Annotated in this window: 34 protein-coding genes; 14 read left to right on the top strand and 20 right to left on the bottom strand. The window is 32.3% G+C overall.

Features of this window, described 5'->3' with window-relative positions:
* Positions 1-4: 4 nt before the first annotated feature.
* The 20 genes from IW20_RS08305 to IW20_RS26210 all read right to left on the bottom strand — a co-directional run bounded on the left by IW20_RS08305 (position 5) and on the right by IW20_RS26210 (position 10,539).
* Positions 5-208, bottom strand: a complete 204-nt coding sequence (locus IW20_RS08305) for a hypothetical protein (protein WP_035620788.1) — start codon at positions 206-208, stop codon at positions 5-7.
* Complete coding sequence (locus IW20_RS08300) at positions 196-972, bottom strand: hypothetical protein (protein ID WP_035620787.1); 777 nt, start codon at positions 970-972, stop codon at positions 196-198. Before IW20_RS08300 ends, IW20_RS08305 begins: the two co-directional genes overlap by 13 nt.
* Entirely contained in the window at positions 960-1,307 is a 348-nt protein-coding gene (locus IW20_RS08295; RefSeq protein WP_035620785.1) for a hypothetical protein, read from the bottom strand. The genes IW20_RS08300 and IW20_RS08295 overlap by 13 nt, the downstream gene beginning before the upstream one ends.
* 11 nt (positions 1,308-1,318) lie before the next feature.
* Complete coding sequence (locus tag IW20_RS08290) at positions 1,319-1,684, bottom strand: hypothetical protein (protein WP_035620784.1); 366 nt, start codon at positions 1,682-1,684, stop codon at positions 1,319-1,321.
* Between the two features lie 78 nt (positions 1,685-1,762).
* Complete coding sequence (locus IW20_RS08285; protein ID WP_035620783.1) at positions 1,763-2,329, bottom strand: hypothetical protein; 567 nt, start codon at positions 2,327-2,329, stop codon at positions 1,763-1,765.
* A 73-nt stretch (positions 2,330-2,402) separates the two neighbouring features.
* Positions 2,403-2,978 (bottom strand): hypothetical protein, encoded by a 576-nt coding sequence (locus IW20_RS08280; RefSeq protein WP_035620781.1) that lies wholly within the window; start codon positions 2,976-2,978, stop codon positions 2,403-2,405.
* Between the two features lie 16 nt (positions 2,979-2,994).
* The gene (locus IW20_RS08275) at positions 2,995-3,588 is read right to left on the bottom strand and encodes a hypothetical protein (RefSeq protein ID WP_035620779.1); all 594 of its coding nucleotides are present in this window, start codon (positions 3,586-3,588) and stop codon (positions 2,995-2,997) included.
* Between the two features lie 10 nt (positions 3,589-3,598).
* Positions 3,599-4,303 (bottom strand): hypothetical protein, encoded by a 705-nt coding sequence (locus IW20_RS08270; protein ID WP_035620778.1) that lies wholly within the window; start codon positions 4,301-4,303, stop codon positions 3,599-3,601.
* A gap of 302 nt (positions 4,304-4,605) precedes the next feature.
* Positions 4,606-5,079 (bottom strand): hypothetical protein, encoded by a 474-nt coding sequence (locus tag IW20_RS08265; protein ID WP_035620776.1) that lies wholly within the window; start codon positions 5,077-5,079, stop codon positions 4,606-4,608.
* Positions 5,049-5,873 (bottom strand): hypothetical protein, encoded by an 825-nt coding sequence (locus IW20_RS08260; protein WP_035620774.1) that lies wholly within the window; start codon positions 5,871-5,873, stop codon positions 5,049-5,051. The genes IW20_RS08265 and IW20_RS08260 overlap by 31 nt, the downstream gene beginning before the upstream one ends.
* 406 nt (positions 5,874-6,279) lie before the next feature.
* Positions 6,280-6,534 (bottom strand): hypothetical protein, encoded by a 255-nt coding sequence (locus IW20_RS08255; RefSeq protein WP_035620772.1) that lies wholly within the window; start codon positions 6,532-6,534, stop codon positions 6,280-6,282.
* On the bottom strand, positions 6,531-6,773 hold the full coding sequence (locus tag IW20_RS08250; RefSeq protein ID WP_035620770.1) for a DUF3850 domain-containing protein: 243 nt from the start codon (positions 6,771-6,773) through the stop codon (positions 6,531-6,533). Before IW20_RS08250 ends, IW20_RS08255 begins: the two co-directional genes overlap by 4 nt.
* A gap of 2 nt (positions 6,774-6,775) precedes the next feature.
* Entirely contained in the window at positions 6,776-7,084 is a 309-nt protein-coding gene (locus tag IW20_RS08245; RefSeq protein WP_035620767.1) for a hypothetical protein, read from the bottom strand.
* Positions 7,085-7,119: 35 nt separating this feature from the next.
* On the bottom strand, positions 7,120-7,395 hold the full coding sequence (locus IW20_RS08240) for a hypothetical protein (RefSeq protein ID WP_035620765.1): 276 nt from the start codon (positions 7,393-7,395) through the stop codon (positions 7,120-7,122).
* Between the two features lie 74 nt (positions 7,396-7,469).
* Entirely contained in the window at positions 7,470-7,814 is a 345-nt protein-coding gene (locus IW20_RS08235; protein ID WP_035620763.1) for a hypothetical protein, read from the bottom strand.
* Positions 7,811-8,035: a hypothetical protein gene (locus tag IW20_RS08230; protein ID WP_035620761.1), complete on the bottom strand. Its 225-nt coding sequence runs from the start codon at positions 8,033-8,035 to the stop codon at positions 7,811-7,813. The genes IW20_RS08235 and IW20_RS08230 overlap by 4 nt, the downstream gene beginning before the upstream one ends.
* 17 nt (positions 8,036-8,052) lie before the next feature.
* Positions 8,053-9,807 carry a hypothetical protein gene (locus tag IW20_RS08225; protein ID WP_035620759.1) on the bottom strand — a complete coding sequence of 585 codons (1,755 nt, stop codon included), beginning with the start codon at positions 9,805-9,807 and terminating at the stop codon, positions 8,053-8,055.
* 86 nt (positions 9,808-9,893) lie between these two features.
* Entirely contained in the window at positions 9,894-10,103 is a 210-nt protein-coding gene (locus IW20_RS08220) for a hypothetical protein (protein WP_035620757.1), read from the bottom strand.
* Positions 10,104-10,108: 5 nt separating this feature from the next.
* Positions 10,109-10,366, bottom strand: a complete 258-nt coding sequence (locus tag IW20_RS08215; RefSeq protein WP_035620755.1) for a hypothetical protein — start codon at positions 10,364-10,366, stop codon at positions 10,109-10,111.
* Positions 10,363-10,539 (bottom strand): hypothetical protein, encoded by a 177-nt coding sequence (locus IW20_RS26210; RefSeq protein WP_165571416.1) that lies wholly within the window; start codon positions 10,537-10,539, stop codon positions 10,363-10,365. Before IW20_RS26210 ends, IW20_RS08215 begins: the two co-directional genes overlap by 4 nt.
* 92 nt (positions 10,540-10,631) lie before the next feature.
* Here IW20_RS26210 and IW20_RS08210 point away from each other — a divergent pair, with 92 nt between their 5' ends.
* The 14 genes from IW20_RS08210 to IW20_RS08145 all read left to right on the top strand — a co-directional run bounded on the left by IW20_RS08210 (position 10,632) and on the right by IW20_RS08145 (position 24,104).
* Positions 10,632-11,129, top strand: a complete 498-nt coding sequence (locus tag IW20_RS08210) for a hypothetical protein (RefSeq protein ID WP_035620753.1) — start codon at positions 10,632-10,634, stop codon at positions 11,127-11,129.
* 358 nt (positions 11,130-11,487) lie between these two features.
* The gene (locus IW20_RS08205) at positions 11,488-11,868 is read left to right on the top strand and encodes a hypothetical protein (RefSeq protein WP_051885648.1); all 381 of its coding nucleotides are present in this window, start codon (positions 11,488-11,490) and stop codon (positions 11,866-11,868) included.
* A gap of 140 nt (positions 11,869-12,008) precedes the next feature.
* Positions 12,009-12,233: a hypothetical protein gene (locus tag IW20_RS08200; protein ID WP_035620751.1), complete on the top strand. Its 225-nt coding sequence runs from the start codon at positions 12,009-12,011 to the stop codon at positions 12,231-12,233.
* 133 nt (positions 12,234-12,366) lie between these two features.
* Positions 12,367-12,573: a YodC family protein gene (locus tag IW20_RS08195; RefSeq protein ID WP_035620750.1), complete on the top strand. Its 207-nt coding sequence runs from the start codon at positions 12,367-12,369 to the stop codon at positions 12,571-12,573.
* A gap of 216 nt (positions 12,574-12,789) precedes the next feature.
* On the top strand, positions 12,790-13,260 hold the full coding sequence (locus IW20_RS08190; protein WP_035620748.1) for a hypothetical protein: 471 nt from the start codon (positions 12,790-12,792) through the stop codon (positions 13,258-13,260).
* A complete protein-coding gene (locus IW20_RS08185) occupies positions 13,260-13,604 on the top strand; it encodes a type II toxin-antitoxin system PemK/MazF family toxin (protein ID WP_035620746.1) in 345 nt (114 codons plus the stop codon). The genes IW20_RS08190 and IW20_RS08185 overlap by 1 nt, the downstream gene beginning before the upstream one ends.
* A 149-nt stretch (positions 13,605-13,753) precedes the next feature.
* Entirely contained in the window at positions 13,754-14,164 is a 411-nt protein-coding gene (locus IW20_RS08180; protein WP_035620744.1) for a HEPN domain-containing protein, read from the top strand.
* Between the two features lie 2 nt (positions 14,165-14,166).
* Complete coding sequence (locus IW20_RS08175; RefSeq protein WP_035620742.1) at positions 14,167-14,718, top strand: hypothetical protein; 552 nt, start codon at positions 14,167-14,169, stop codon at positions 14,716-14,718.
* Positions 14,715-15,143, top strand: coding sequence for a protein-export chaperone SecB (locus IW20_RS08170; RefSeq protein ID WP_035620740.1), 429 nt, complete (start codon positions 14,715-14,717; stop codon positions 15,141-15,143). The genes IW20_RS08175 and IW20_RS08170 overlap by 4 nt, the downstream gene beginning before the upstream one ends.
* A 445-nt stretch (positions 15,144-15,588) precedes the next feature.
* A complete protein-coding gene (locus tag IW20_RS08165; protein ID WP_035620739.1) occupies positions 15,589-15,849 on the top strand; it encodes a hypothetical protein in 261 nt (86 codons plus the stop codon).
* Between the two features lie 233 nt (positions 15,850-16,082).
* Positions 16,083-17,000 (top strand): bestrophin family protein, encoded by a 918-nt coding sequence (locus IW20_RS08160; protein WP_035620737.1) that lies wholly within the window; start codon positions 16,083-16,085, stop codon positions 16,998-17,000.
* Between the two features lie 356 nt (positions 17,001-17,356).
* On the top strand, positions 17,357-21,025 hold the full coding sequence (locus IW20_RS26690; protein WP_081912456.1) for a PKD domain-containing protein: 3,669 nt from the start codon (positions 17,357-17,359) through the stop codon (positions 21,023-21,025).
* A gap of 188 nt (positions 21,026-21,213) precedes the next feature.
* A complete protein-coding gene (locus IW20_RS08150) occupies positions 21,214-23,373 on the top strand; it encodes a S9 family peptidase (RefSeq protein WP_035620734.1) in 2,160 nt (719 codons plus the stop codon).
* Between the two features lie 353 nt (positions 23,374-23,726).
* Positions 23,727-24,104: a nuclear transport factor 2-like protein gene (locus tag IW20_RS08145; RefSeq protein ID WP_035620733.1), complete on the top strand. Its 378-nt coding sequence runs from the start codon at positions 23,727-23,729 to the stop codon at positions 24,102-24,104.
* Positions 24,105-24,251 lie beyond the last annotated feature (147 nt).

Raw genomic sequence — 24,251 nt, 5'->3', positions numbered from 1 at the left:
GTTTTTAATTAGACAAAAAACCTTTTATCATGGGAAAATTGGTTTTAAGCTGCGTGATGGCTTTGGGGCTTTTGGATAACTCCGCCAGTTTGTCAAGTACATCGGTGTCGAGTTGTCCTAATTCTGTAAGTGCTCTTGTTTTTGCCTTTATCTCAAAAGGATTGATTGTTTTTATGTCTATTGTAACACTATTTTTTATGCTTCCCATAATTGGTGTTTTTTTAATAATTGTGCTAATTCATTTGAAAATTCAACATTGGTATTAAGTCCATTGGCAATGCTTTCCAATACACCCACAACAGTATCATCAATGCTTTGCAAAGCCGTTGCAAAGTGTTGCTTGACCTCACTAGAATATAGTTCCATCGGTGCTGCAAGTCCTGCAACTGGTGCTGTCCCTTTTACAAAACCAATAAGTGTTGGTAATTGCTGTATCGCTCCTAAAAGCATTTCTTGTGTACCTTTACTTTTGTTGGTGTCATACTTGGATGCTAATTGTTCTTCTCTAATATCCTCATATTTCTTTTTGTACTCTTTGTTTTCTGCCTTTAGTGTTTCTACTTCGGTAAAAAGTCTTGAAGCATCGTTTTTGGCTACCATCAGATTCATAATATCGAGTGTGCCTAATCCGAAAGAATTAGAGAACAAATCTACTTGTGGGGTTTTGATAACCTCTACTGGAGTTTGTGGGTTTTGGTTCTGGCTCTGCTCCATCTTAGAAAAGTTCACATCAAAAGATTCTCCATCGATTTTATACGAGCTTCCATTTTTACGCTTCAGAGTAAGTGTTAAACGGCTACATCCTTTTGCAAACAAGGATTCGAAAAACTCTTCTGCACTTCCATACTCCGCAATGATTTCAGCATGAGATTTATTGCGAAACAGAAAAGAATTAGTATCCAAATTAAAAATAGAAACTGCCGAATACGAATCGGTATTTAATTTATCTATCAGGTTGTCTAATGCTTGCATCGGATGTATTTTTTGTAAATAATGTCTATTTCTTTTTTGTTCCAAGTGAACATTGAAAAATCACTTGTTATTGTTCTCTCGCGGGAATACTCGATTGATGGCGAGGTATCGACTCTTGCAAAGCGAATAGTTAATTCTACTTTTGATGTTGTACCATCGGGAGGAACTATAGTCAATCGTTCCTTACTGGCTAATTCAAAATCATTGACAAAGACAGTCACAAACCCGCTATTGACAACTTGCAAGGTCGTTACATCATCAATTGTAAGTTCGTTATCTTGTTTAAACTTCAAAAAAACTACTCCCGTATTTATCGATATAATGTCTTTTATCATTTGATTTTATATTAGGTGCAACTCTCAGGGTTAATTTTATAGATCAGTATCAAATGAAAATAGGTGTCTTTTGCTACTGGCTGGTTTGTTTTTGCTTTGAAGCCGAATGTTTTGGATTCGGTATTAAAGAATAACGGTTTGTAGCTGTCGTCAAATCCTGCCCCTTCTCTGCGTTTCCAATGGTCGATATGAGTGGGTTTGGAAAAGGAAACACCACTATCATCATAAATACCATATTGTGCAAAATTGTCGATATCGGTGTGATTGGTGTGGAGTTCTGCTCCAAGGACGAAACCTACCTCAAGGGCTGTACTATACGAAACTTCACTTTCCCCCTTTAGCATTGTTAAATTGATTACTTTTTCTTTTACTGCCATTTCTATAGGATTAAAAAAAAGCCGTAACTACTTACGTTTACGGCTTTTGATATGATTAAATAAACCTCTTTATTTCAATTATCGTTTTGCTTGATGTACTCTGAATTCAAAACGAACGTTTGAATCCGCAGCTGCTGAAACAGAAACACCTTTCGGGTATTCGATTTCGATTTCAAATTCCAAATTCGAACGAATTAAAGGTGATGTAGAAATGCATCTGAAAAAGTTCGTTGTATCTCCAAGTAAATCCGTTATCGGCATATCGATTAAAGAATTACCATCTTGTTTGATTCTGAATTCTGCATTTAAGAAAGCAGCATCAAACAATTTGTTTGAGTTGATGTTGGTGCTATCCCAAGTTTCATTTTTAAGGTTAGCACTCGCATTTGAACCTCTGAGCACTCTAATACTGTCTATGATGTAATCACGACCTGCATTAAGTTTATTCCCGTCAATATTGGTAATACCTACTTCACGTTTGGTATTTACATCAACAATCCCTACAGTACCCGCTTGCCCTTTGATGGCAACATTCAAATACAAGGTTTTGTCTGTTAATTCTACCTGACCTACTCTTGGAACTGCTCCATTTCTTTTAGCCTTAATTGTCGCTACCGCTGACGCTAATTCTGATTTTCTGCTCATTGTAATTGTTTTTTGATTGATGATTGATGATTCAAGCAAAGCCTTTGACGGCTTTACTTTTATTTTTTAATGTTTATTGGTAAAGTTCTTGGTACAATGCATCTTCCTCTGCACCGTTTAATCCGTGTTCTTCTTCTCCGTACACGTCGGCTTCTGCTCCGTGTAATCCTTCTTCGTCGGTGTACACTTCGTCAAACGCTCCGCTTAATCCGTCTTCCTGATGAAAAACATTTCCTGCTTCATCAATGAACGTTCCGCTTAAACCTTGCTCGTCGTATTCATAGACATGACCGTCGCCACCCATAAACTGACCGTTTAAACCGTTTTCATCACATGGACAGGCTAAACCAAATGCTCCTTTGGCGAACATCGCTCCTTTTCCTGTTCCTGTAAATTTTGAACCCAGGCTTTTTTCTGACACTTTCTTCACTGCGATTAAGGCTTGAATGACTGTACTTCCCATTAATGCCCCTCTAAGCAAATTGTCTTTTGTACTTGTACCACTTACTTTAGTTGCTCCAAAGGCTGATGCAGCTGCAAGAACAATGTTCATAATTGGGCTTTCTGACTGAGGTAATAATGTACTCGCTCCATTTGATAGCATACCGCCAACAATTCCTCCTCCAATGACTACTACTTCTTTATTCATTTGTGATTGATTTTAATTATTTACTTTTTTTCGTGGCTAGATAAATCCCACCGCCCAGAACTACTGCACCCAAAACATACAATAGGGTATTGTTCTTTGGTTTTTCTACTGCTGTTGACATTTGCATTGTTGGTTCTGCGATTGCTCCTTTTGCTGTAGTTGCAGGTCTTACTGGCATTAGTTCTCCTACTGGCTGACTATCACTGGTTACACTCTCAACCGATTCGTTGTAAGTGCTGCTTTCATTTTGTGGGTTTGCTAAATCTGAGGTCGCTGCAAAGGTTGCAGGGGTAATGGTGCTCACCGCTTCTATTTGTGGTCGTGATTGATTCTGCACGGCACTTACTACTTTTCTTCCTAGTGGAGTTTTGGAAAGGGATATCCCTTTTCTGACCGCTTTGGATTTTGCTATTCTGCTCACAAGTTTACCGCCCTTAGAACTTAAAAACTTGGAAGCTACACCGCCACCTACTGGGATAAATCCTGCTGCAATAGGAGCTGCAAACTTGGTTACTTTAATGGCGTTTTTTAAACTGACATTTCTAAGCCTGATTTTTTTTAAAAACTTGGGCTTTCCTAATCCTGTTTCTTCTTCATTAATAATTATCATACTTCATTGTTTAATTAGTTTTCTTTAAAAATAAAACTCCTAAAAATGCACCAATTCCCAACAAGATGGGGAGATTCGTGCTTTTCTTTGCAACGATTGTCGGTTTCTTTGCAATGCCTTTGCGGTTTCCTTTGGGAGCATTTAGCCCGAAGTGGGGTAAGTTGACTTCTGTGTCGTGTGCCATAATGTGAATAGGTTCTCGGTTAGTACTGGTTGTGCCATCGATAATAAAATAGCCATGTTTGATATCGCCTGTTTCTTGGTTGAATGGTACAATTACATATACGTGAGTAAATAAATCAGGTCGAAAACTAGGTTGTTTGATTTGTCGGATATAGTGCCTTATTCCCATATTAGCCAGTAAACAGCTTGCAAAAATCGAATAGGTTTTGCAATCGACTCCTTCGACACGTTGCTTGAACGCACAGGCAGGACTCCGCAGCATTTGTTCCATTCCGTCGGCTTTATACTGGATATGGTTGTACAAAAACCAATAAATCCTATCGCATGTTTCTTTCAATGAACTTTGTTGCAACAGCTTTGCAACTTCCTTTGTCTGATGGTTATACTTAATAACCATTTGTTTTATCATTCTGACCGTATCAAAAGTATTGCCGTTGCCGAGGTTAGTCTTATCACAGCTTACCTCTGGAAACAACGGCTCGTACTCTTGACCGCCTAAGATGTTCCTTTGTAACAAGTTATCAATATCCATTTATTTCATTTTCGTTCTTGTATTAGGTTGTTAGGCTTTTCGTTTACAAATATTGGAATGTTGTTGTAAAGTGGTAAGGGTTTGGTAAGGGTAGCGGGAGGTTTTGTACTATTGCATAGCTTTGCAAAGGTTTTGCAATGGTATTGCAAAAAAATACCCGCTTCTTTGTGGAAGCGGGGGAATTTAGGTATTATTGGCTTTGGAAATATATTTTTAGTTTTCTAATTCACTTAAGATTATCCGTTTGAGGTTATTATTCGGATTACATAAAATCATAGTTATGAAAATGAATATAATCTTCTTCACTTTTGACACATTTTTACTCTAATAGTATCATTTTCAAAAACTAAACCCACATCACCTTGTATTGTTTTTTTAATTTCTTCACTGGTCCATTGATGCCTATTCTTGTTGGGGCTATTTGCAAAAAGCACAGTTAGTATTTTAAATGAAAATATATTATTCTTCTCTGTAAATTGCCTACCGATTTCAAACGGCTCTAAATGAACAAAATTACTGTATTGTTTGTCTAAATTATACATGACAATATCATTTAATCTTCCTGATTTTATTTTTTTTGATATTACAGTATCTTCAATTCTAATTTTAAAATTTACAGTTGGCGAACCTAATGAGTGTTTATCTTCATGATACCAAATTTTGTTAACACAAACAATTGGTTTAATCGTCTCTACTGTCTTATTATTACAAGAAGTAACCAACAATAATAGAATAATCAACTTTGTTATAAAGTTATATTTTTTCCAGCTTTCCATCCTTTGAAATTTTTATATTGTTCATTATCTCCTTTTGCTTTTATGTAATCTGATTCATATTTCATTTTCAAATTCATCATTGTTACCATTGCGTTTCTAAAACCAATAGAGACATATTTCCAGTTTTTATCAACAAATGCTTGATGTCTATATGCGACATCTTCAAAGTATTCATCATCATAAAATTTCACACCTAATCTTCTTAATTCTTCTAAGTGTTTATATTCATGAGCACAAACACTCATGATATCATACCCTGTGTCAAAATTTAATCCTATATGCCCATAAACTATCCTAATATCTGCTTCTCTATCTTTCAAGTATTCAGAATCTGAGGTTACTCCTCCAAATTTAGTAACAGCATATCCAGTGTTAGATGGGTCATTTGTCGCATCAGTAATGGTTTTATACTTCAACTCGTTTAAGCTGTAGCCTGCCTCAGTATAATAATGGTTGTAAACGTTTTCAGCAACATTAATTCTCGTTTGAAGTGATAAATCAGTTATTATAGTCCCGTATTTTGTTCCTGCTCTTAAATTTACAATATTTCCTGTCCCTATAAAAGAAACTTGTTTATCAAAAAAGCCATCAGGAATGTTACTCATAGAATATTTATTCCTTAAAGAATCACGACCAATAATATAAATTTTTTTCTGACTGTTTGCTGTCGAACCTAAATATTTTCCTTGGATGTCAAAATAATCTCCTTCAGCACTCGAGCTAATTCTTCCTATTTGTTTTTCTTTTTTTTCTGGTTTTTTAAATCTAGGTTCTCCAAGTATTACATTGCCCATATTATTATCTTGTAATTGTACTTTCTTATTCGAAAGTAATGTTAGTTTTTTTTTGTTTGTAACAATTTCAATTTTCTAAGCAGTTTCTACATTTTTTTATGAATTACCCTAATACTTATTGTTAATTACTATATGTAAATTCATAGCATTGATTTATTTAGCTTACATAATCTTAATTTTACTATTATACTTTGTGTAAAATTATCCTACAAAACTAAAACTTATCATCTATCTAAACAATACCAACTTTTAATGATTTTATAAAAAATATACTACAACAAAATACAGCTATCTAATTCCTTTACCCAAATTAGATTTTAAAAAAAGTATTAACATATAACAACAAAAAAGCATTCTTGGGATAATTCCAAAAATGCTTTTTTTTTAGTGTTTATTACCTAAAAAGTTATTTTGACTGAAAATCGATTTTAAGGCGATTTCTTATTAGAAAGGTGTATTTATCTTTGCCACCGTCTAATATCTTATTAAAAAGCTTTATTTTCATTTCATCGTCATTAATGTAGTTTGAAAGCTTGTTTGCAGAGGTTAATTTTGTGTTTTTGAGCAAATTTTCTTTCGGATTCTCTAATACACGTATAATAAAATTACGATTAATTAAAGCGTTTGTTGGATTGTCGGATTTTTTTGCTGTTGATTTCATAATTTTTTTTCTATTGATAATATTACATATCCTTCTTGCAGCCCTAAATTAGTATCATCAAAAACATTCGTTATCGTCCTTTCATATTTCCAGTTTGAAGAGCTTTCCCATTCTAGTACAGTAAATCTAATAGTATCGCCAACTTTATAATCTCTATCATTTTTTCTTAGTTCCCAATTCTTTTTACCTATAAAATGAAGTTGCGCAAATTCATACTTAATTTTTAAATCATGCATCATAACTATTGATTTATAAGTTGCTTTTCTAACGCTATTTTCTTTGCAAAGGATTCCCTGTATTCCTCCAATTTGATTTTTAACTCTTCTGAAAGAATAAATCCATCAGGTACTCCATTTCTATCGATGAAAATAATAGCTTCAAAAGTTGATATATTTTTAGCAAATAATCGTGTCCCAACATTTATACATTTTCTAGTTTCTGAGATTATTTCGTTTATTTCATTTCGAATATAATCAGCTGTAAATTGGCTTATAAAAAGTTCTTGTAATTGCGCTTTATTTCTAATGTAGTTAAGAGTTTTAAGGTTCATAAAATGGAAATTTGAGGTTAGTTACTTAGCTGATTTTATTTTTGATTTTTCAAGTAATTACTTAATTCATGTATTTTTTTGGATGCTGATTTAAAAAAATCAATCTTCAAATTCAGTTCATCAATCTTATCTTTTTTAAGCTGAATAATTCTTTTTAATCTTTCTATTTCTTGCTTTTGTTCTAAATAGGCATCAAGCGAGAAAAACAGAATTTCGGGGACTGTTTTAATATTTTGCTCCTTTGCAACTTTTTCTAGTTGCTTATGTTGAACTGCAGTAAAACTTCTTATATAGGTACTTTTCTTTATCATGTTGTTGAATTGTAGATTTTTTTCAAATAGATCCGCAGCTGCAGTTTTTCCTGGTTCGCTTAAAAGTCTACTTTTTATAAATTTATTAGTAGCTCATAAATCTCATTGTAATACTTCCTAACAATAAATTTTTCATATTCATTTCGAGCCTCATAATCATTGCAGCATTGGAGCAAAATAACAGCTTCATATATTTTTAATTTAAAATTAGAAATAGGTTTATTTTGATTTTCAATTTTCATTCTAAACCGAAAAAACAAATTAGTAGTAACATCAACAGTCAACATATTATTAAAATACACATCATTGTATTTTATAGTTTGCATCACTCTTAATTTCTTAATCCTATATTGTGCAACTACACTTTGGAGAATTTGAAAATTTTCTACCTCGATTTTTTTGAGAGTAATAGATTTCATAATTTCTTACTCGCTATTAAATTCCCATTTTCATAAAACTGAATTACATTTGTGATCTTTGCTAGTGCATGTTTTTCAAATCTTCTTAGCATGCTCGTTACAATTGATTGGGTGTTACGCTTATTTTGATTTATTGGCGACCACCAAACCGCATTTTTTTCTTTTGTCTTGGTAAGGATTACCATTTTAATTTTTGATTGTTGAGGGGCAAATACTGGCATAGCTATAATTGGTTAAGTTAAAATTCACTAAAATCATATTGTGCAAAATCATTATCGATATGAATTATTCTTTCATTCATTTTTAACGATTTTTTTTCAATCATTTGAGGCAATTTTTCTAGGTATTCTTTCGGTAAATTCTTTTCTACAAAATCAAATAATTGCGGCATCGTAATTTTATTTTTAAAGAAACGATTTACTTCATTTTCGCATTTCTTAGCATGGTTAATAGTTGCTTTTCGTCTTACGGCATTAGCTTCCTGTTTCTTTTTTATGGCTTCATATTTTGATTTATTTTGCAGATGTTCTCCCCATTTGGCTTTGGTATACTCGAACCCTACTTCTTTTGATGTTTTTCGTGTCATGTCAAAATAATCGAATGGAAACAAAGGAGGAAACTCGTTTTTAACAAACCATTTTCTAGCCCATTCAGCACGCCAACGCATTTGTTGAATATCCTCCACAATTGCAGCTTTATTAAACGATTCGCCTGTAAATGCAATCCATTTATTTTGCATATACAATGAAATTGCTTTCTTCCATGAACCTGCGAAAGGAGTTGCATTTTTATAAATTTTTGCAATCCCCTTAAAAAAGTCTTGAATAACTAATTCTCTAAACTCTTCTTTAAGCATTGTTCCTGAATAGGCTTCTTTAAACAAATACCGTATATCAATTGGTTTGTAGTTATTATACTCTTGATTAGCAAGGTTAACTGCTAGTTCTTGTGGGTGGATTATCAGATTTTGAAGCTTTTCAGACAAAGTATTTAAAACTTTAACACTTTCCGCCCCCGCCCCCTCAGTTGGATTTTGCAGTTTGCTGGCTGGTGTTCTAGTAAAAAACAAATAAGAAGGCGTGACCGAAGGGAACTCCTTATCAAATTGAGAAATGTTCTTAACATTCTCTTTCATTTGAAATTCATTTAAATCTGTTCTTGTATTCTCATTGTTATCAGGTAAAACTTTCTCATTTACAGGGCTAACACACTGATTCTCAGTAGTTGTTAATTTTGAAGTTTTGAGGTCTAAAACTGTCAAAATTTCGCTGTTTATATGCACTTCAACGGGTCTATTTTGCCCCGAAAAATGATAATCAACAAATACCCCACATTCTTCTAAACGCTGTCTATGGTTACGCACAGTCTTTTTACAGAGATCTAAACTTGTGACTCCATTACGTTGCAATGCAGTTACTAAAAATGAGTTGATTTTAAATTCCTCAATAGGTCTAATTGCTGTAACACGTAACTTCATATACTGCTCGTTACGTTTCATCAATTGCGAATTATACAAATGCAATAAATTTTGGAATACTAATTCTGTAGCGTATTTGACAGTTTGGATTTTCCTTTTTTCAATAATCAAACCGTGGTCTTTCATAAAAGCATCAGCTTGTTCATTATACACTCTAGGTTTAAGTAATTTACTTTTATGCAGAAAAACTTTTGTAAATTCTCTTTGTACATCGTTTAAATGATTCTCTGATAGAAACTTTTTAACTTCTGAATTATGCTTTTCTGTTAATTCATTTTCTGCGGCAGTTTTAAAATTATAAGCGGCAATATACTTTCTATAATTATCCATTGTAATACTGAATGCTTCCATGCTAATTGCAGGATAAACCGCCATAATGCGATTTTCTTTTTGCAAAGCTGTTGCAACGTTTGTTGCAATGGTTTCCTGAATTATCGTTTTTACAGCAGTGCTACCAAATCCAAAAAGATTGGATGCTAAGGAAAATACTCTACCGTCTAAATTTTGTTTGCTCATAAGTCCTTCTTTCTAATAACCTTTCGGCATCGGACGCAATGCGCCCGAATGCACCTAGGAATTTTCAGCATTTGCTGGAGGTATTTTTATGCTTTACTTTTCTTCTTGAATTGTGTAGCGAGTAACTTTTCAGTAACACTCTCGAGTGTCCAATTATCAAGTCCCCTTGATTTTTTAGCTTTTTTCGGCAATGGTTTTCCAAATTCTTTATCAATACACAAGGCTAATTCTTTCAGTTCCTCAGGGGAAAGAAAGATTTTAGCATTGTTGAATATTGATAATACTTTTGGATTCATTAGAATTATTTTTTAGATAATTTTTTACGTTTAAGTGCCATTGCTTTTTTAGCTTTAATAGTTTTGTTCACCAATTGCATTATTGCCAATTCTACTTTTTCATTTTCACGAAAACCATTTGCAATCATGCGGATGCTATCTACTGAAAAGCTTTTCCCTTTTTCATTTTTGATTCCTAATTTTTGCAAATAAGGCATCACTTTCGGTGTGTACTGACATCCTAATATTTCTATCAATAGCCTTTTTTCTTTTTTAGAAATCATATCTCTAATTGTATTTGATAATTAAAATTCTTTTGCAATTCCAGTATATCCTTATTCTGTAAATCATTATCGAAAGGCACGTAAATGGTTTTTAAATAAGCATTATACTTAACTCCCTCTTTACCAATTTTTTGATGCAATCGATAACGTCTGTTTTCTTTAGCTGTTCTCATAATTAAGTCTTAAAATGTGAGTGATTTTTATTACATTCGTGATTACCAACGAACCAAAACTCTAACCTTTTAAATTCGTTGGCTCCCAACTAATGAATGAAGCTATCTCACAAGCTATTGCGACTTTTGGCAATAATCTAAAATCCAAACATTTAGTAGGTATTTCAGGAATAATCTTTTTTTCACTATTATGGTTCTGCACTATCTACCTGATTTCTCCCAACTTCTATAAAAACAATCCAATATTTATATCAATTATCTTATCTTTATTATTTGGTATTATTTATTTTTTCTGGAATGTGATGATTAGTATTTTATCTTCTAGTCATACAACTTTCGATCTAACCAATGATAATCACCAAAGCATTGCATTAATAGATGCTTTCGTCTATTCGGTTGCTTATTTTTGTCCATTACTTTGGCTTTGTTACTACTACGCGAATGAGTTTATTCCCTGTACTCAAATCCGTCCAAATTTCTTTTTGTTTACCAACACAACATTTATTTGGGCAACTATTCGCATCTTTTTTGCATATCGTAAGTTCAAAACAACTATTAATAATATTGCAGAAAACACCAACAGCAACTAAAGTACAAGCAATCTTAAAAATCAATTTATCAAAATCATGTAAACACATAGACAAAATTCTTTGTTTATTATAGTTCTTGTTTTCAACTTGTTATTCGATTTGTTTCCACTCTAACATTTAAGGATTTCCGTAAAACTTGGCACTTGTTTTGCATTACTTTTATTCATTAAGATTCCTACAAAAGATTAAAACTTTTGCAATGCGCTTTTTACTATATTTGTTGTTATGTGTATTTTGAACATCAGTAACACATCAGTTATGTTTCAACAATACAAATATAGAGAAATATTCTATTTTAAAAGCTTTTATTAGAGAAATATTCTAATTATTTACTATAAAAATTCTTAATTACTTAAAAATGAGCGTTAAAGATCGTTTAAAGACATATATAAAACATTGTGGTTTAGGTGTTTCAAACTTTGAAAAGTCGATAAATGTCTCAAATGGCTATGTAAACAATATGTCCAAAAGTATTGGAATTGACAAATTAGAATTAATTTTAGAAAAATACTCTAATCTCAGTTTAGAATGGTTGATTACTGGAAAAGGCGAAATGTTGAAAGAAATACCTATACAGAATGAAAACTCAAGTGATTTATTAGAAAAAATAAAAACTTTAGAAGAACAAAATGACTTATTAAGAGAGAATCTAGCCCTATATAAAGACCGATGCGAAATATATAAAGAAGAAATTGCTGAACTAAAAGGAACTCCGCCAGATAGGAGTCAGACCGCATAGAACAACTATGCGGATTGTTTGAAACAACAGTATACAAAAAAAATACCACATAAAATCTCAAAAAATACTGCAAGTACTTTGCATAATAATCCCCCTTCAAATACCACATATTATCATTTACTAACCAATAAATAATAATTATGATTGATTTAAAAAAAATAAGCAGGAAAATCGAAAAAATCTCATGCAAAGAACATAATGAAACACCTAAAGCAGAAGTTATTGGTGATTCAATAAAAATCACTTCTTGTTGTGATACTTTTCAAAGTCAACTAACATCTCATGTTAAAAAAGAAATGAAATCTCAAGCAGAAGCATCTGCTAGGGAATCTATAAATGAAATTCTCAAAAAATTCAAGAAATAAAATTTAAAAAGCTATCCAAAATAGGGTTATTTAGACAAGTAATTAAGCCTAATGAATATAAAATCTCAAAAAAAATTCTGCATACCAAATACCACATAATATAATTTAGCAACTTAATAAATAATAAAATATTATGAGTAAATTTAATTCAGGTGATTTAGTTCAATTAAAATCAGGAGGTCCCAAAATGACTGTACAAAGATATATACCGAGCTTTAGAAATACTATTCTAGCAAATTGGTTTGATTCAAACAACACACTGCAAAATGGAAATTTTCATGAAGATACATTAACTCTTTTTGATCAAAATGACAATAACACTTTAGAAAAAAAAGAATAACACAACTAACCTATTCAGAAAAGGCACACATCTTGTTGCAAGAATAAAGCTACTTGACTTTATCAAAAAAAAAACCTAACTTTGCAAGGTTATCCTTAACACTTAGTCTCAATATCAAATCAAGTATATCTTTAGTACACTAACTATAATTGAGACTAAGTGTTAAGGATAACAACATTAAAGATTTTGACCTTATAAATTCAAAAGACCAACACCATGGGCATAGCATTAAATTTTAACGAATTAAATATAGAGAGATATACAAAACCTTTAGTAAAAGACACTGAATATATTGGTATATTATCTGGAATAATTAATTTCATGCAATGGAATGTCAGACGAAGATTAAACAGGCACTTAGGTAAACTCATACAAGGACTTGAAAACACTGACACCGAAAGTTTTACCAAAGCAACTCCTGAACAACTTGAAAATTTGCTCATAGATGTGAATAATGCAATCCAACAAATCACCAAGTTAGATGAGGATTTTAGCAAAGTAGATTATTTAAAAAAATCTAAAGTCCATGAAAAAATAGAAAAAATTCTTGCAGCATTTTACAAAATAGAAAGCATTCTTCATAAAACAAAATACAAAAATATTCCTATTGAAAAAACATCTCCGAAAATCATAGAAGGAATAACTAAAATGAATAGGCGAAATATGTCAAAATTAATTAGTTTTTAATGGCTTTTCAAAGAGGAGATATCGTTATGGTTTATTTTGATTTACCTTATTCAGAAACAAACGACTCACATCCTGCAATTATAATATCTAATGAAGATGTTTATGAAGAAGATGGTCTATACATTTGCGTGATGATGACAAGCTCTACAAATAATGATAAATATTCTTTTATAGTGACCGACGATATGTTAGTTAAAAAAAACAACAAGCCTTTTTCACAAGTGCGCTGTCATCTAATCTCAAATATAGAACATGACGCTATTAAAAGTGGCTGTGTTAATTCTATGAAATCCACATCCGTTGACCGATTAGTTGCACGAATATCAACTGTAGTATTATCATAAAAACACAAAACGAATACTGATAATAATTTTTACATACAAAAAAATTATCCATAATATTTACATATATTTGAAATATAGGAGATAGCCTAAAATTTTCTTAAAACGATCAAAAAAAACTCATTCTTGTAATATATTTGTAAATATCAATATTGACATATTTAAAATCAAAATCAGAATTTAATCTTGCAGCAGCAAAGTTGCTCATTGAAGATTATGACAATTATGCTCCAAGTGTACATTGTTCATACTATGGTTGTTTTCAATTCATAAAATCTAAACTAAATAGCTTAGGCTATACATATACCAAAGTTAACGAAGAAATTGCAGCAAGTGAAACACTACATTCTCACAAATACCCAATAAGTCTAATTGTCAAAGAATTAAAAACAAAAGTGACTGATGATACATACTATTCAAGAAAAGTTAATGATAAAATAAAATTATTAAAAACATTTCGAGAAGAATCAGACTACCATAACAAGGTAGTAACTTACCCACAAAGTAAGGCTGCTTTAGAATTAAGCAATGAAATAATTCAGTTAATAAATAAAAAACTGTAACCATGAAATCAATAATTTTTTTAAAGGAAAAATTAAGTGACATCTTTAATACACATTCATATTTAGAAATACAATATGAATATAGAAGTCAAATCAAAACACATATAATTGAAGTCAAACCTGCACATTGCTTCGAATCAGACAAGAAATATATTGACCAACAAATAAGCTTAGAAAATTCATTTGAAGAATTATTCCATAATGAAGAAATCCTTTTTATAACTGAAAATGAGTTAATTCAAATTGACCAACCGATATTGAAATTAGGAGTTTCAGAAATCAATGTTAATCAAGAAATTCTCACACTAAAAGAATTAGATGTACTTATTGAAAACATTCCTTTTCAAGATTACAATTTTATAGATTGTACTCTATACAAAAACCCTATTCCTGAAATTGAACAAAATTGCGTTTATGATTTCCGTGAAATGGATAATGGTAGTGATTTTCTAACATCTTTGAAAAAGTTTATAAGACAGCCCATACTGAAAAAAAAGAAAAAAGACTCTGAAACTAAATCAGAGTCTTTTTTTTTTATTAATATTGTAGCATGATAAAAGGCAATACAACTACAGCATTTAAATTTGTAAAGTTTCGTGTTTCAAACTTTTCATTTGACGAACCTGAAAAAGAAAACGATGGGTACGATATTAAATTCAGTCCTAAAGGGAAGTATAATGAAAATGAAGGTTCTTATGAACTAACAGTCAACTTTAAAGCGTATGACAAACAGAACAGTAAAAAATTAATAATAAACGTTAATTCAGTTTCTCATTTTAAGTTTGAAAAACCTTGCAAGTTTGATCAATTGCCCTCTCATTTTTTTACTAATTCAATCCCTATTATTTTCCCATATTTACGTGCATTTGTTAGCACTCTCACATTACAGGCTAATTCTCGTATTTTAATGCTCGGACTAATTAATTTCACTAATATGGCTGAGCCCCTAAAAGAAAATACAGAAATCATAAACAACTAAACAGATTTATGAATACAAAATCGCATACGATTTATATTTTTCAAGCAATAAAAGGCTTTGTGATTAACAGCAAACAAAGGGATTAGGAAATCTATTTCAGATTCATAACCCTGAGGTCCCGAGTTCAAATCTCGGTCTCGCTACCAAAACAAACCCTTAAACAACAATTGTTTAAGGGTTTTTTATTGAATTTGTGCTTAGAAAATACTGCCCTAATCTTTTAGGAATGAGAATAAAATCATAAATTAGAAGTGATAAATTAACCCTAACTAAATATTTTAGCCGACAAAGATGCTACTTCAATCTCGCCTAATCTCGCTCAATCTACATGAAGCTTCTCATAAACTTCGTGTATAAAATGCAAATTAAAGCACCTGCATCTTTTGCATGACTGCAAAAACCCAAAAAAAATAGCATTTTGCAAACTAAGTAATTCACAAATAACATGGATATAGTTAAATTTAAAATCACTCCTAAAACAATAAAAGTAGAAGTTCGCAATTCTAATAATTACATTTTTAATTTTAATACGGCTTTAGAGATTGAAAAAGAAGACAAAGAAGTTTTATTAAGACTCTACAATGCATTAGACCTTCTCTTTAAGAAAGAAATCGCAAGTGAGTCAAAAAATTACATTGCTCCTAACCAAACTAATATTCTTGACCAGATTTCTGCTGCAGATAATCAAGAGGAGGAAATAAAATAGTATTGAATAAAGCTTAGTAAAAATAATAGCTGTTTTTCTACTAAAAACTCAATACTATCTTTTCGTTGGTTTTTCATTAGATTCAAATTTTAGAAATATCAATTTGTATCTTCCAGAAATAATTAAATCCTAGCCACAATAATTATATATTACACTTCTGGCTGGCAAAATTTTGACGAATACATTAAAGTATATAATTATTACTTTTGTATTAACTAAATTGATTTTACCCAATGATTATAAAGAAAAAAAGCAATTGGTTTAAAATGTTGTTTGAATGGAATGGTTCCGTTTTACCTCAACTTATGCCAAGATTGATATTATTGTTATTGTTTTCGATATTGGTGGTGTATTTCAAACCCTTTTTGTTAGAACACAATCTACATATTAATCCAGCTATATTTACTTTATTTGGGATTGCCCTCGCTATCTTTTTAGGTTTTCGTAATAACGTTAGTTACGATAGATTCTGGGAAGGTCGAAAACTTTGGGGCGCATTACTTAACGACACCAGATCATTAGCCAGACAAAGTCATTCCTTAATAGAAGCCTCAGACTATAATGAAAAGCGTGACCAATTTATCAATTTACTTATTTCTTTTGTTTACTCTTTAAAACACCAACTCAGACATACTGATTCTCGCAAAGACATCGATCGCCTTGTTCCTAAAGATTTTGCAGATACCTTAAAAGAAGTTCATTTTAAACCTATTATCATTTTACGAGAATTAGGAAATTGGGTAAAGAATGCGAAAAAAGAAGGCAAAATTGATAGTATCACCCAATTGGCATTCGAAGAAAACCTGAATAAACTTTCGGATATTGTTGGTGGTTGCGAAAGAATTGCCAGCACTCCTATTCCTTATACTTATAGTGTATTATTACATCGAACTGTTTATATATACTGCTTTATATTGCCCTTTGGCTTTGTAGAAACATTGGGCTGGATTACCCCATTTGCAATTGTATTTATAGCTTATACATTTGTAGCCCTAGAAGCAATAGCAGATGAACTCGAAGATCCTTTTGGGTTACAACCTAATGATTTGGCTCTGGATACTATGTCGCAAATGATAGAAAACACGTTGTTGGAATTAAACAACAAAAAGATAACTCCACAAAATAACTCCAACGATTATTACATTACCTAAAAGCGAGTATTTAATCATCAATTAAAAAACTCGATTACCTAACCTATGGTGTAGCAAAATCCTACAAAGCTCCACGTAAACTTATATTTTCCATACTTTTTTACCACAAAAACAAAGAATACCACCAAATAACCATTCGTAAATTAACATTAAAACACGTTATTTAACATTAAACCAGATAATATACCATTATTTAATATTAATATAATATAAATGTGCCACAATTCACTACTGTACTTTTATCAAAAAAATATTTAGCCCAAGATTAAGTCCACAACATAAAATCAATTTCTGCTTTACAAAATGAAGATTGGTACTACTGAATCTAAGCTTACTACAAATTAATCTAAATTTTTATGAAAAAAAATTACTTAGTATTTGTGTTTTTATCGCTTTTTGCAATAAACTCCTCCGCACAAACCATAATGGGGTGCGGAACTAATTTGTCTCAAAAGGAGCAAGATTTATTTAGACAATCCTTACCTAAAATTGAAACTGCAAGAAAAGCAGGATTAACCAAGAAAAAGGATGCTGCACCTTATATTATACCTGTAGTATTTCATATCTTAAATGATGGAACTAATATTAAAAAACCATTCACCAAAGCTCAAATGCAAAGCCGAATTAATGATGCAATAGATGTTTGCAACAAAGATTTTAATGGTTTATATCCTGCATACAATACTGTAGACCCTCGTTTTGAAGCAGTAAAAAGCAAAATGAATATTCAATTTGTTCTGGCTACGGTAGATCCAGATGGTAACTTATTAGAAACTCCTGGAATGAACTGGCATCCTGAAGCACATATTGTAGATGGATATGATTCGAAGATTTATAATTATATGTACTATGGTAAAAACGGAAAATATTATCTAGACATAGTTGTTGTAGACGAACCTAACCCAGCTGATGGGGTTTATGGTTCTGGACACGCTTTTTTACCAGTGCAAGATGTTGTACCTCACGTAACTTACAACCACAGATATATTGGTACAACAGGCGGATCTGATGCTAATTTTCAATTTGCTAAAGAAATGTCACACGAGTTCGGACATTATTTTGGTTTACAACATACTTTCCAGAATGGTTGCGACCCGATTAATGATGGTATGGCAGATACGCCACCAACAACGCAGGGATATGGTTGTAACTTATCGGCAGTAAATAGCTGTGGAGTTATTGCAAACTATCAAAATTTAATGGATTATAATGTAGATTGTCAGTCTATGTTTACCAAAGATCAAACGAATGCTATGACGTATTGGTTGGATGATATGACTGTAGCCAAATACCCAAGAGGTTTTTTATGGCAAAACAGTAATTTAGCTTCTGTAGGAGTTATTAGTACAGCACCAATTGCCCAACTTACAGCAAGTACAACTTCTATTTGTTCTAATAAAAGTATAACTTTTAAAGATGTTTCTCTTGGATTACCAACTTCCAGAACCTGGACTTTTGCCGGAGGTACTCCTGCTACATCTACAGCAGTAAACCCAACTGTTACCTATGCGACACCCGGAGTTTATCCCGTTTCACTTACCGCTACTAATGCATTAGGAAACGATACGAAAATGATTACTAGCTATATAAAAGTTGATCAAAAATCTACAGTAAACTTAACGGAGACTTTTTCGGGAGCTTTTCCTCCAGACGGATGGGCTATTACAAATCCAGATGCAGGTTTAGCATGGGAAAAACGTAAAGATACTGGCAACGGAGATTCAGCTTGTATGATTATGAATAATGCAGATAATGCAGTTGTTGGCGAACTAGATTACATACAACTTCCTTATTATAATTTTACAAATGGAGTAAATAGCCAACTATATTTTGATGTAGCCTACACAAAATTTGATGATATAAGTCCTGACGTTCTTGATGTAGAAGTTTCTACGGATTGTGGCGCAAATTGGACATCGGTATATTCTAAAACTCATACTGATCTTCAAACAACAACTACTCCTGTAACACTTCCTAACAACTGGATTCCAGGTACTCCCGAAAATTGGAGAAAAGAAATTATTAATCTTGGTGCATATATAGGAAATCCAAATGTTACAATTCGTTTTAAAAACAAATCAGGTTATGGAACCCGCATTTGGATAGACAATGTAAATGTAGCCATTACTCAAAGTCTTACTCCAACAACTGATTTTGCTGCGGCGGTTACCAAAACAAATTGTGCAAGTTTAACTGTACCTTTTAAAGATACCTCAACAGGAAACCCAACAACTTGGTTATGGTCATTTCCAGGAGGAACACCATCAACTTCTACAGAACAAAACCCAACTGTAACTTATACTACAAATGGTTCTTATGCTGTTTCTTTATCAACTTTAAATGGTTCTGGTGCCGGTACAGTTATAAACAAACCAAACTTCATTACAGTGACTACTCCCATAAGTGCTTCGTTTACAGAAAGCTTCGAAGGAGTTTTCCCTCCTGCAGGTTGGGAAATCACGAACCTAAATAATAACCTAACGTGGGAAAAAAGCACTGCAGCTGGCAGAAATTCTTCTTCTTGTATGATTATAAATAATGCCGATAATGCTGCAGGCGATGTAGATGAAATCACATTAAAACCAGTAAACTTAGCTATTGGAGCAACCGATTTTTCTTTTGATGTTGCTTATGCAAAATTTGATGCCGCTAGCCCAGATCTTCTAAATGTTTTAATTTCTAAAGATTGTGGATCTACCTGGACAACTTTATACTCTAAAACGCACACCGTATTAGAAACTGCCGTAAGTACAGATGCTAATAATTGGGTTCCGACATCAGATGCAGATTGGAGAACCGAAAGAATTTCATTAACTGTTTTCAAAGGGAATCCTAATGTTCTAATTAAGTTTGTAAACACGTCTGGTTATGGTGCTAGAATTTGGATCGATAATTTAAAATTTACTTTTGATAGTAAAGAAAAACCATATTCTGATTTTAAAATTACAAGTTCAATGATTTGTAGTGATTTACCTGTTCAATTTTCAGATGCTTCTTTTGGCGAGCCAACTTCATGGTTATGGTCTTTTCCGGGAGGAACACCATCAACTTCTACAAGCAAGAATCCATCAGTAATATATAACACTCCAGGGAATTACAATGTTACCCTAGTTGCTACCAACTCTTATGGACAAGGAACAAATATGGTAAAAACTAGCGCTGTAACAATAAAAGGTAAAAATAGTTTACCAGTTAGTGAGAACTTTAATACTACTTTCCCACAACAAGATTGGCAAATTCTAAATCTAGACGGAGATCCTATTACTTGGGAACAACGTACTGATGTAGGAAAAGGAGATTTGTCTTGTTTGGTAATTAATAATGCCGATGCTCCAACTGGAATGGTTGATGAATTGATTTTAAAATCAATGGATTTCACAACTGCCGATAAACCTCATTTACATTTTGATCTTGGATATACACAATATTTAAGCGCTTACGATCCTGCTCCAGCACCAGATAAAATTGACATTTTGGTTTCTTCAGATTGTGGTGTAAGTTGGACAAATGTATATTCTAAAAACCAATTGCAATTACAAACAGTGTCCCCTCCTATTCAGGATGACCCAGCTACTGCTCAGGCAAATGAAACAAATGACTGGAAACCAACTCAAGATTCTGATTGGAGAAGTGAAACTGTAGATTTAGGTGTTGTAAAAAACCAATCGAGTGTTTTAGTTAAAATAAGAAACACATCAGGTTATGGAACCAGAGTTTGGTTTGATAATTTTAAAATCAATAACAGTCCAACATTAAATATTAAACAAAACAAAATTGACGGAATCGTTGTATATCCTAATCCATCAAAAGATTTATTTACAATATCTCTTCCTTCAATAAATACAGAACAATACGATGCAGCTGTTTACAGTGTTACAGGACAATTAATTTTGAACGCTACTTCTTCGAAGATAAACTCAAATGCCCTAACAATTGATTTATCAGGAAAAGTAAATGGTGTTTACATTTTAAAAATTAAATCGTCAAGCGGAAAAATATCCGTAAGCAAACTAATAAAGGAATAACAAAAATGCGAATCGAGGGGCAAAACAACACAACTACATCCTAAGATTAAATTTAACAGGTTTTAAAAACCTATTAGATTTACATCAAAACTAAAATTCACAAATTCAACTCTTGATTCGCATTAATCATTAATTTTATAGCGCTATTAACCATAGCGCTATTATTAATCTATAATTACATAAGTATAATGAAAAAGTATTTTCTACTATTATTATTAATCTCCTCGAGTATCTTCGCTCAGGAAAGTATTGATATTAATCAGTTAAATTGGCTACCAAACTCCCATTCTTTTTGGGTAAACTCGCAAGGAAACGTAGTTGTTTACGATGTTGATAAATTAAACCAAAACAAGACTATTTTAACTCAGGAGCAGTTACAAAAATCTGGTTTTACAGGCGAAATAGAACAATTGGTTTGGAACCAAAACAAAACAAAAGTATTGGTTTACACTAATTCTAAGAAAGTTTGGAGAGCGAATACTAAAGGTGATTATTGGTTTTTTGATCTTGCAACTGGAAAAGGAAAACAACTTGGTACAAGCTTAGAAAAATCATCATTAATGTTTGCTAAATTTTCTAATGATAATGAGAACGTAGCCTATGTTTCGCAACACAACATTTATCTGGAAAGCCTTACTACAGGAAAAATAACTCCTTTAACAACCGATGGAACGGATAAAATTATAAACGGAACTTTTGACTGGGTTTATGAAGAAGAACTTGCAGCTCGAGATGGTTTTAGATGGAGTCCTGATGGAAAAAGTATTTCGTTTTGGCGCGTAGATGCATCAAAAACAAAATTCCATTTAATGATAAACAATACCGATGCACTATATCCTTTTACAGTTCCGGTAGAATATCCTAAAGCAGGCGAAAAACCATCATCTGTAAAAATTGGAGTAATCGATATGACTTCATTAAAAACAAATTGGTTAAATATTCCGGGCGAGCCAGACAATAACTATTTGGTTAGAATGGAATGGACCAACAACCAAAATGTAATGGTTGTACAATTAAACAGATTACAAAACCAAGCTTCTATTTATACTTGTGATGCAAAATCTGGAGCAGCAAATTTAATCTACCAAGAAAAATCAGAATCATGGATTGATGTTTTTGACATCTCATCGGGAGAATACGATGTTTTTCCTTGTCAGTTTGTAGATAACGGAAAAGCTTTTTTATGGAGCTCAGATGCCGATGGTTGGATGCATGTTTATAAAATTAGTGCCGATGGTAAAAAGAAAGAATTAATTACTACCGAAAATTTTGATGCTTATTACAAAGCTTACAATCAGGAAACACAATCTATCTATTATATTGCAAGCCCTACAGATGCTACTCAGCGTTATTTGTATGAAACTAATTTAAATACCAAGAAAACAAAACGCATTACTCCAAAAGAATTTGAAGGAACAAATAGATATCGTTTTTCTACAGATGGTAAATATGCAAAACATACCAATTCAAGTATTAATCGTGATTTCAACACACGCTTAGTCGCTTTACCAAGTCATAAAAAAATATTCCCACTAACCCCAGATTCTTTTTCGGCTCCAGACCGTAATTATTCTTTAGAGAAATTTAAAGTTACTACGGTTGATGGTATCGAAATGGACGGGATAATGGCTAAACCATTAAATTTTGATCCTAATAAAAAATACCCTGTATTCTTTTATGTTTACGGAGAACCAATGGCTTCTGTAGCAAATGATGAACCAGATTTTTACCCATATATCGCCTATTTAATTCCAGAAGGATATATAGGAATCGCAATGGATAACCGAGGAACTCCTGTACTAAAAGGTACAAAATGGAGAAAATCGATTTATAAAAACATCGGAATCGTAAATACTCGCGATCAAGCGATGGCTGCCAAAGAAGTTCTAAAATGGAAATTTATCGATAATGATAGAGTTGCTATTCACGGATGGAGCGGCGGTGGAGCAGTAACATTAAATTTAATGTTTCAATATCCTGAGATTTACAAAACAGGAATTGCCGTTGCTGCTGTAACCGATCAGCATTTTTATGACAATATTTATACAGAAAGATACATGGGATTGCCAAGCGAAAACGAAGCAACTTATATTAAAGCATCACCTGTAACTCATGCCAAAAACCTACAAGGAAATTTATTATACATACATGGAACTGGCGATGATAACGTACATTATAAAAACGCCGAAGTTTTAATTAACGAATTGGTTAAATATGATAAAATGTTCGACTTGATGATTTATCCAAATCGCTCGCATGGAATATATGAAGGCGAAGGAACAAGCAAACATCTTGCAGATACCTTCATGAAATACATAAGAGAAAATTCTCCTCCAGGAGCAAAATAATATAAAGACATTTTAACGTGTCATATTTCTCAGTCTTGTCATTCTTCGGAATGGTGGGGCTGAGTTTTTTTGCTTAAGGCACTAAGGTTCAGAGAAGCAAAGGTACAAAGGTTTTAAGCCGCAGAGGTGCTACGATTCTATCGTATTTTGCATAGCCCACGGTTTCAACCGTGGGATACGGATTGTGATAATGCATTACGCTCCAACGGTTAAAACCGTTGGCAATATTTACATTCTCTAGCTCGCTATCGCTCGTGTAATCCTGCCTCAAATAGAAATCTTTGAAGAAATTCTTGATAAATATTTTATATATTAGCTAAAGAAATAGATTCCTCGTATATAAGACTATTATCATGATCAAAAGAGAAAAAGCAATTCAGAATTACATTGACGGTTATAACCAATTTGATATTGACAAAATGGTTTCAGATTTTGAAGAAGCCATAATCTTTGAGAATATTCAAGGTGGCGAAACAAATATGTCTTTAACGGGATTAACCTCTTTTAAGCAACAAGCGGAACAGGCTAAAGCTTATTTCTCAAGCAGAACACAAAGCATAACATCGTTTAAACATTTTGAAAACGAAACCGAAATAGAGATTAACTACTTTGCTGTTTTAGGAATAGACTTCCCTAATGGACTCAAAAAAGGGCAAGAACTAAATTTAAAAGGAAAATCAATCTTTGAATTTTCAGGTGATAAAATTTCTAAACTAACAGATATAAGCTAACATCCTATAAACAACAAAAAAATTCAACTCATGAGTATTTACAAAAAAATAGGAATTGGTTTTATCATAAATGGTATAATAATGTTTCTTATAACTGGAGCGTTGTTTAGTTATATGGGAACACTAAATCCATTAATAAAACTTATT

The sequence above is a fragment of the Flavobacterium hydatis genome, assembly GCF_000737695.1.
In the GTDB taxonomy this organism is placed as follows: Bacteria; Bacteroidota; Bacteroidia; order Flavobacteriales; family Flavobacteriaceae; genus Flavobacterium; species Flavobacterium hydatis.
The sequence above is the reverse complement of the archived record's forward strand: the minus strand, read 5'-3'. Positions and strand labels throughout refer to the sequence as shown.

Coding starts and splice junctions, on each gene's coding strand:
- IW20_RS08305 (WP_035620788.1), bottom strand. CDS start 208: ATGGGAAGCATAAAAAATAGTGTTACAATAGACATAAAAACAATCAAT.
- IW20_RS08300 (WP_035620787.1), bottom strand. CDS start 972: ATGCAAGCATTAGACAACCTGATAGATAAATTAAATACCGATTCGTAT.
- IW20_RS08295 (WP_035620785.1), bottom strand. CDS start 1,307: ATGATAAAAGACATTATATCGATAAATACGGGAGTAGTTTTTTTGAAG.
- IW20_RS08290 (WP_035620784.1), bottom strand. CDS start 1,684: ATGGCAGTAAAAGAAAAAGTAATCAATTTAACAATGCTAAAGGGGGAA.
- IW20_RS08285 (WP_035620783.1), bottom strand. CDS start 2,329: ATGAGCAGAAAATCAGAATTAGCGTCAGCGGTAGCGACAATTAAGGCT.
- IW20_RS08280 (WP_035620781.1), bottom strand. CDS start 2,978: ATGAATAAAGAAGTAGTAGTCATTGGAGGAGGAATTGTTGGCGGTATG.
- IW20_RS08275 (WP_035620779.1), bottom strand. CDS start 3,588: ATGATAATTATTAATGAAGAAGAAACAGGATTAGGAAAGCCCAAGTTT.
- IW20_RS08270 (WP_035620778.1), bottom strand. CDS start 4,303: ATGGATATTGATAACTTGTTACAAAGGAACATCTTAGGCGGTCAAGAG.
- IW20_RS08265 (WP_035620776.1), bottom strand. CDS start 5,079: ATGGAAAGCTGGAAAAAATATAACTTTATAACAAAGTTGATTATTCTA.
- IW20_RS08260 (WP_035620774.1), bottom strand. CDS start 5,873: ATGGGCAATGTAATACTTGGAGAACCTAGATTTAAAAAACCAGAAAAA.
- IW20_RS08255 (WP_035620772.1), bottom strand. CDS start 6,534: ATGAAATCAACAGCAAAAAAATCCGACAATCCAACAAACGCTTTAATT.
- IW20_RS08250 (WP_035620770.1), bottom strand. CDS start 6,773: ATGATGCATGATTTAAAAATTAAGTATGAATTTGCGCAACTTCATTTT.
- IW20_RS08245 (WP_035620767.1), bottom strand. CDS start 7,084: ATGAACCTTAAAACTCTTAACTACATTAGAAATAAAGCGCAATTACAA.
- IW20_RS08240 (WP_035620765.1), bottom strand. CDS start 7,395: ATGATAAAGAAAAGTACCTATATAAGAAGTTTTACTGCAGTTCAACAT.
- IW20_RS08235 (WP_035620763.1), bottom strand. CDS start 7,814: ATGAAATCTATTACTCTCAAAAAAATCGAGGTAGAAAATTTTCAAATT.
- IW20_RS08230 (WP_035620761.1), bottom strand. CDS start 8,035: ATGCCAGTATTTGCCCCTCAACAATCAAAAATTAAAATGGTAATCCTT.
- IW20_RS08225 (WP_035620759.1), bottom strand. CDS start 9,807: ATGAGCAAACAAAATTTAGACGGTAGAGTATTTTCCTTAGCATCCAAT.
- IW20_RS08220 (WP_035620757.1), bottom strand. CDS start 10,103: ATGAATCCAAAAGTATTATCAATATTCAACAATGCTAAAATCTTTCTT.
- IW20_RS08215 (WP_035620755.1), bottom strand. CDS start 10,366: ATGATTTCTAAAAAAGAAAAAAGGCTATTGATAGAAATATTAGGATGT.
- IW20_RS26210 (WP_165571416.1), bottom strand. CDS start 10,539: ATGAGAACAGCTAAAGAAAACAGACGTTATCGATTGCATCAAAAAATT.
- IW20_RS08210 (WP_035620753.1), top strand. CDS start 10,632: ATGAATGAAGCTATCTCACAAGCTATTGCGACTTTTGGCAATAATCTA.
- IW20_RS08205 (WP_051885648.1), top strand. CDS start 11,488: ATGAGCGTTAAAGATCGTTTAAAGACATATATAAAACATTGTGGTTTA.
- IW20_RS08200 (WP_035620751.1), top strand. CDS start 12,009: ATGATTGATTTAAAAAAAATAAGCAGGAAAATCGAAAAAATCTCATGC.
- IW20_RS08195 (WP_035620750.1), top strand. CDS start 12,367: ATGAGTAAATTTAATTCAGGTGATTTAGTTCAATTAAAATCAGGAGGT.
- IW20_RS08190 (WP_035620748.1), top strand. CDS start 12,790: ATGGGCATAGCATTAAATTTTAACGAATTAAATATAGAGAGATATACA.
- IW20_RS08185 (WP_035620746.1), top strand. CDS start 13,260: ATGGCTTTTCAAAGAGGAGATATCGTTATGGTTTATTTTGATTTACCT.
- IW20_RS08175 (WP_035620742.1), top strand. CDS start 14,167: ATGAAATCAATAATTTTTTTAAAGGAAAAATTAAGTGACATCTTTAAT.
- IW20_RS08170 (WP_035620740.1), top strand. CDS start 14,715: ATGATAAAAGGCAATACAACTACAGCATTTAAATTTGTAAAGTTTCGT.
- IW20_RS08165 (WP_035620739.1), top strand. CDS start 15,589: ATGGATATAGTTAAATTTAAAATCACTCCTAAAACAATAAAAGTAGAA.
- IW20_RS08160 (WP_035620737.1), top strand. CDS start 16,083: ATGATTATAAAGAAAAAAAGCAATTGGTTTAAAATGTTGTTTGAATGG.
- IW20_RS26690 (WP_081912456.1), top strand. CDS start 17,357: ATGAAAAAAAATTACTTAGTATTTGTGTTTTTATCGCTTTTTGCAATA.
- IW20_RS08150 (WP_035620734.1), top strand. CDS start 21,214: ATGAAAAAGTATTTTCTACTATTATTATTAATCTCCTCGAGTATCTTC.
- IW20_RS08145 (WP_035620733.1), top strand. CDS start 23,727: ATGATCAAAAGAGAAAAAGCAATTCAGAATTACATTGACGGTTATAAC.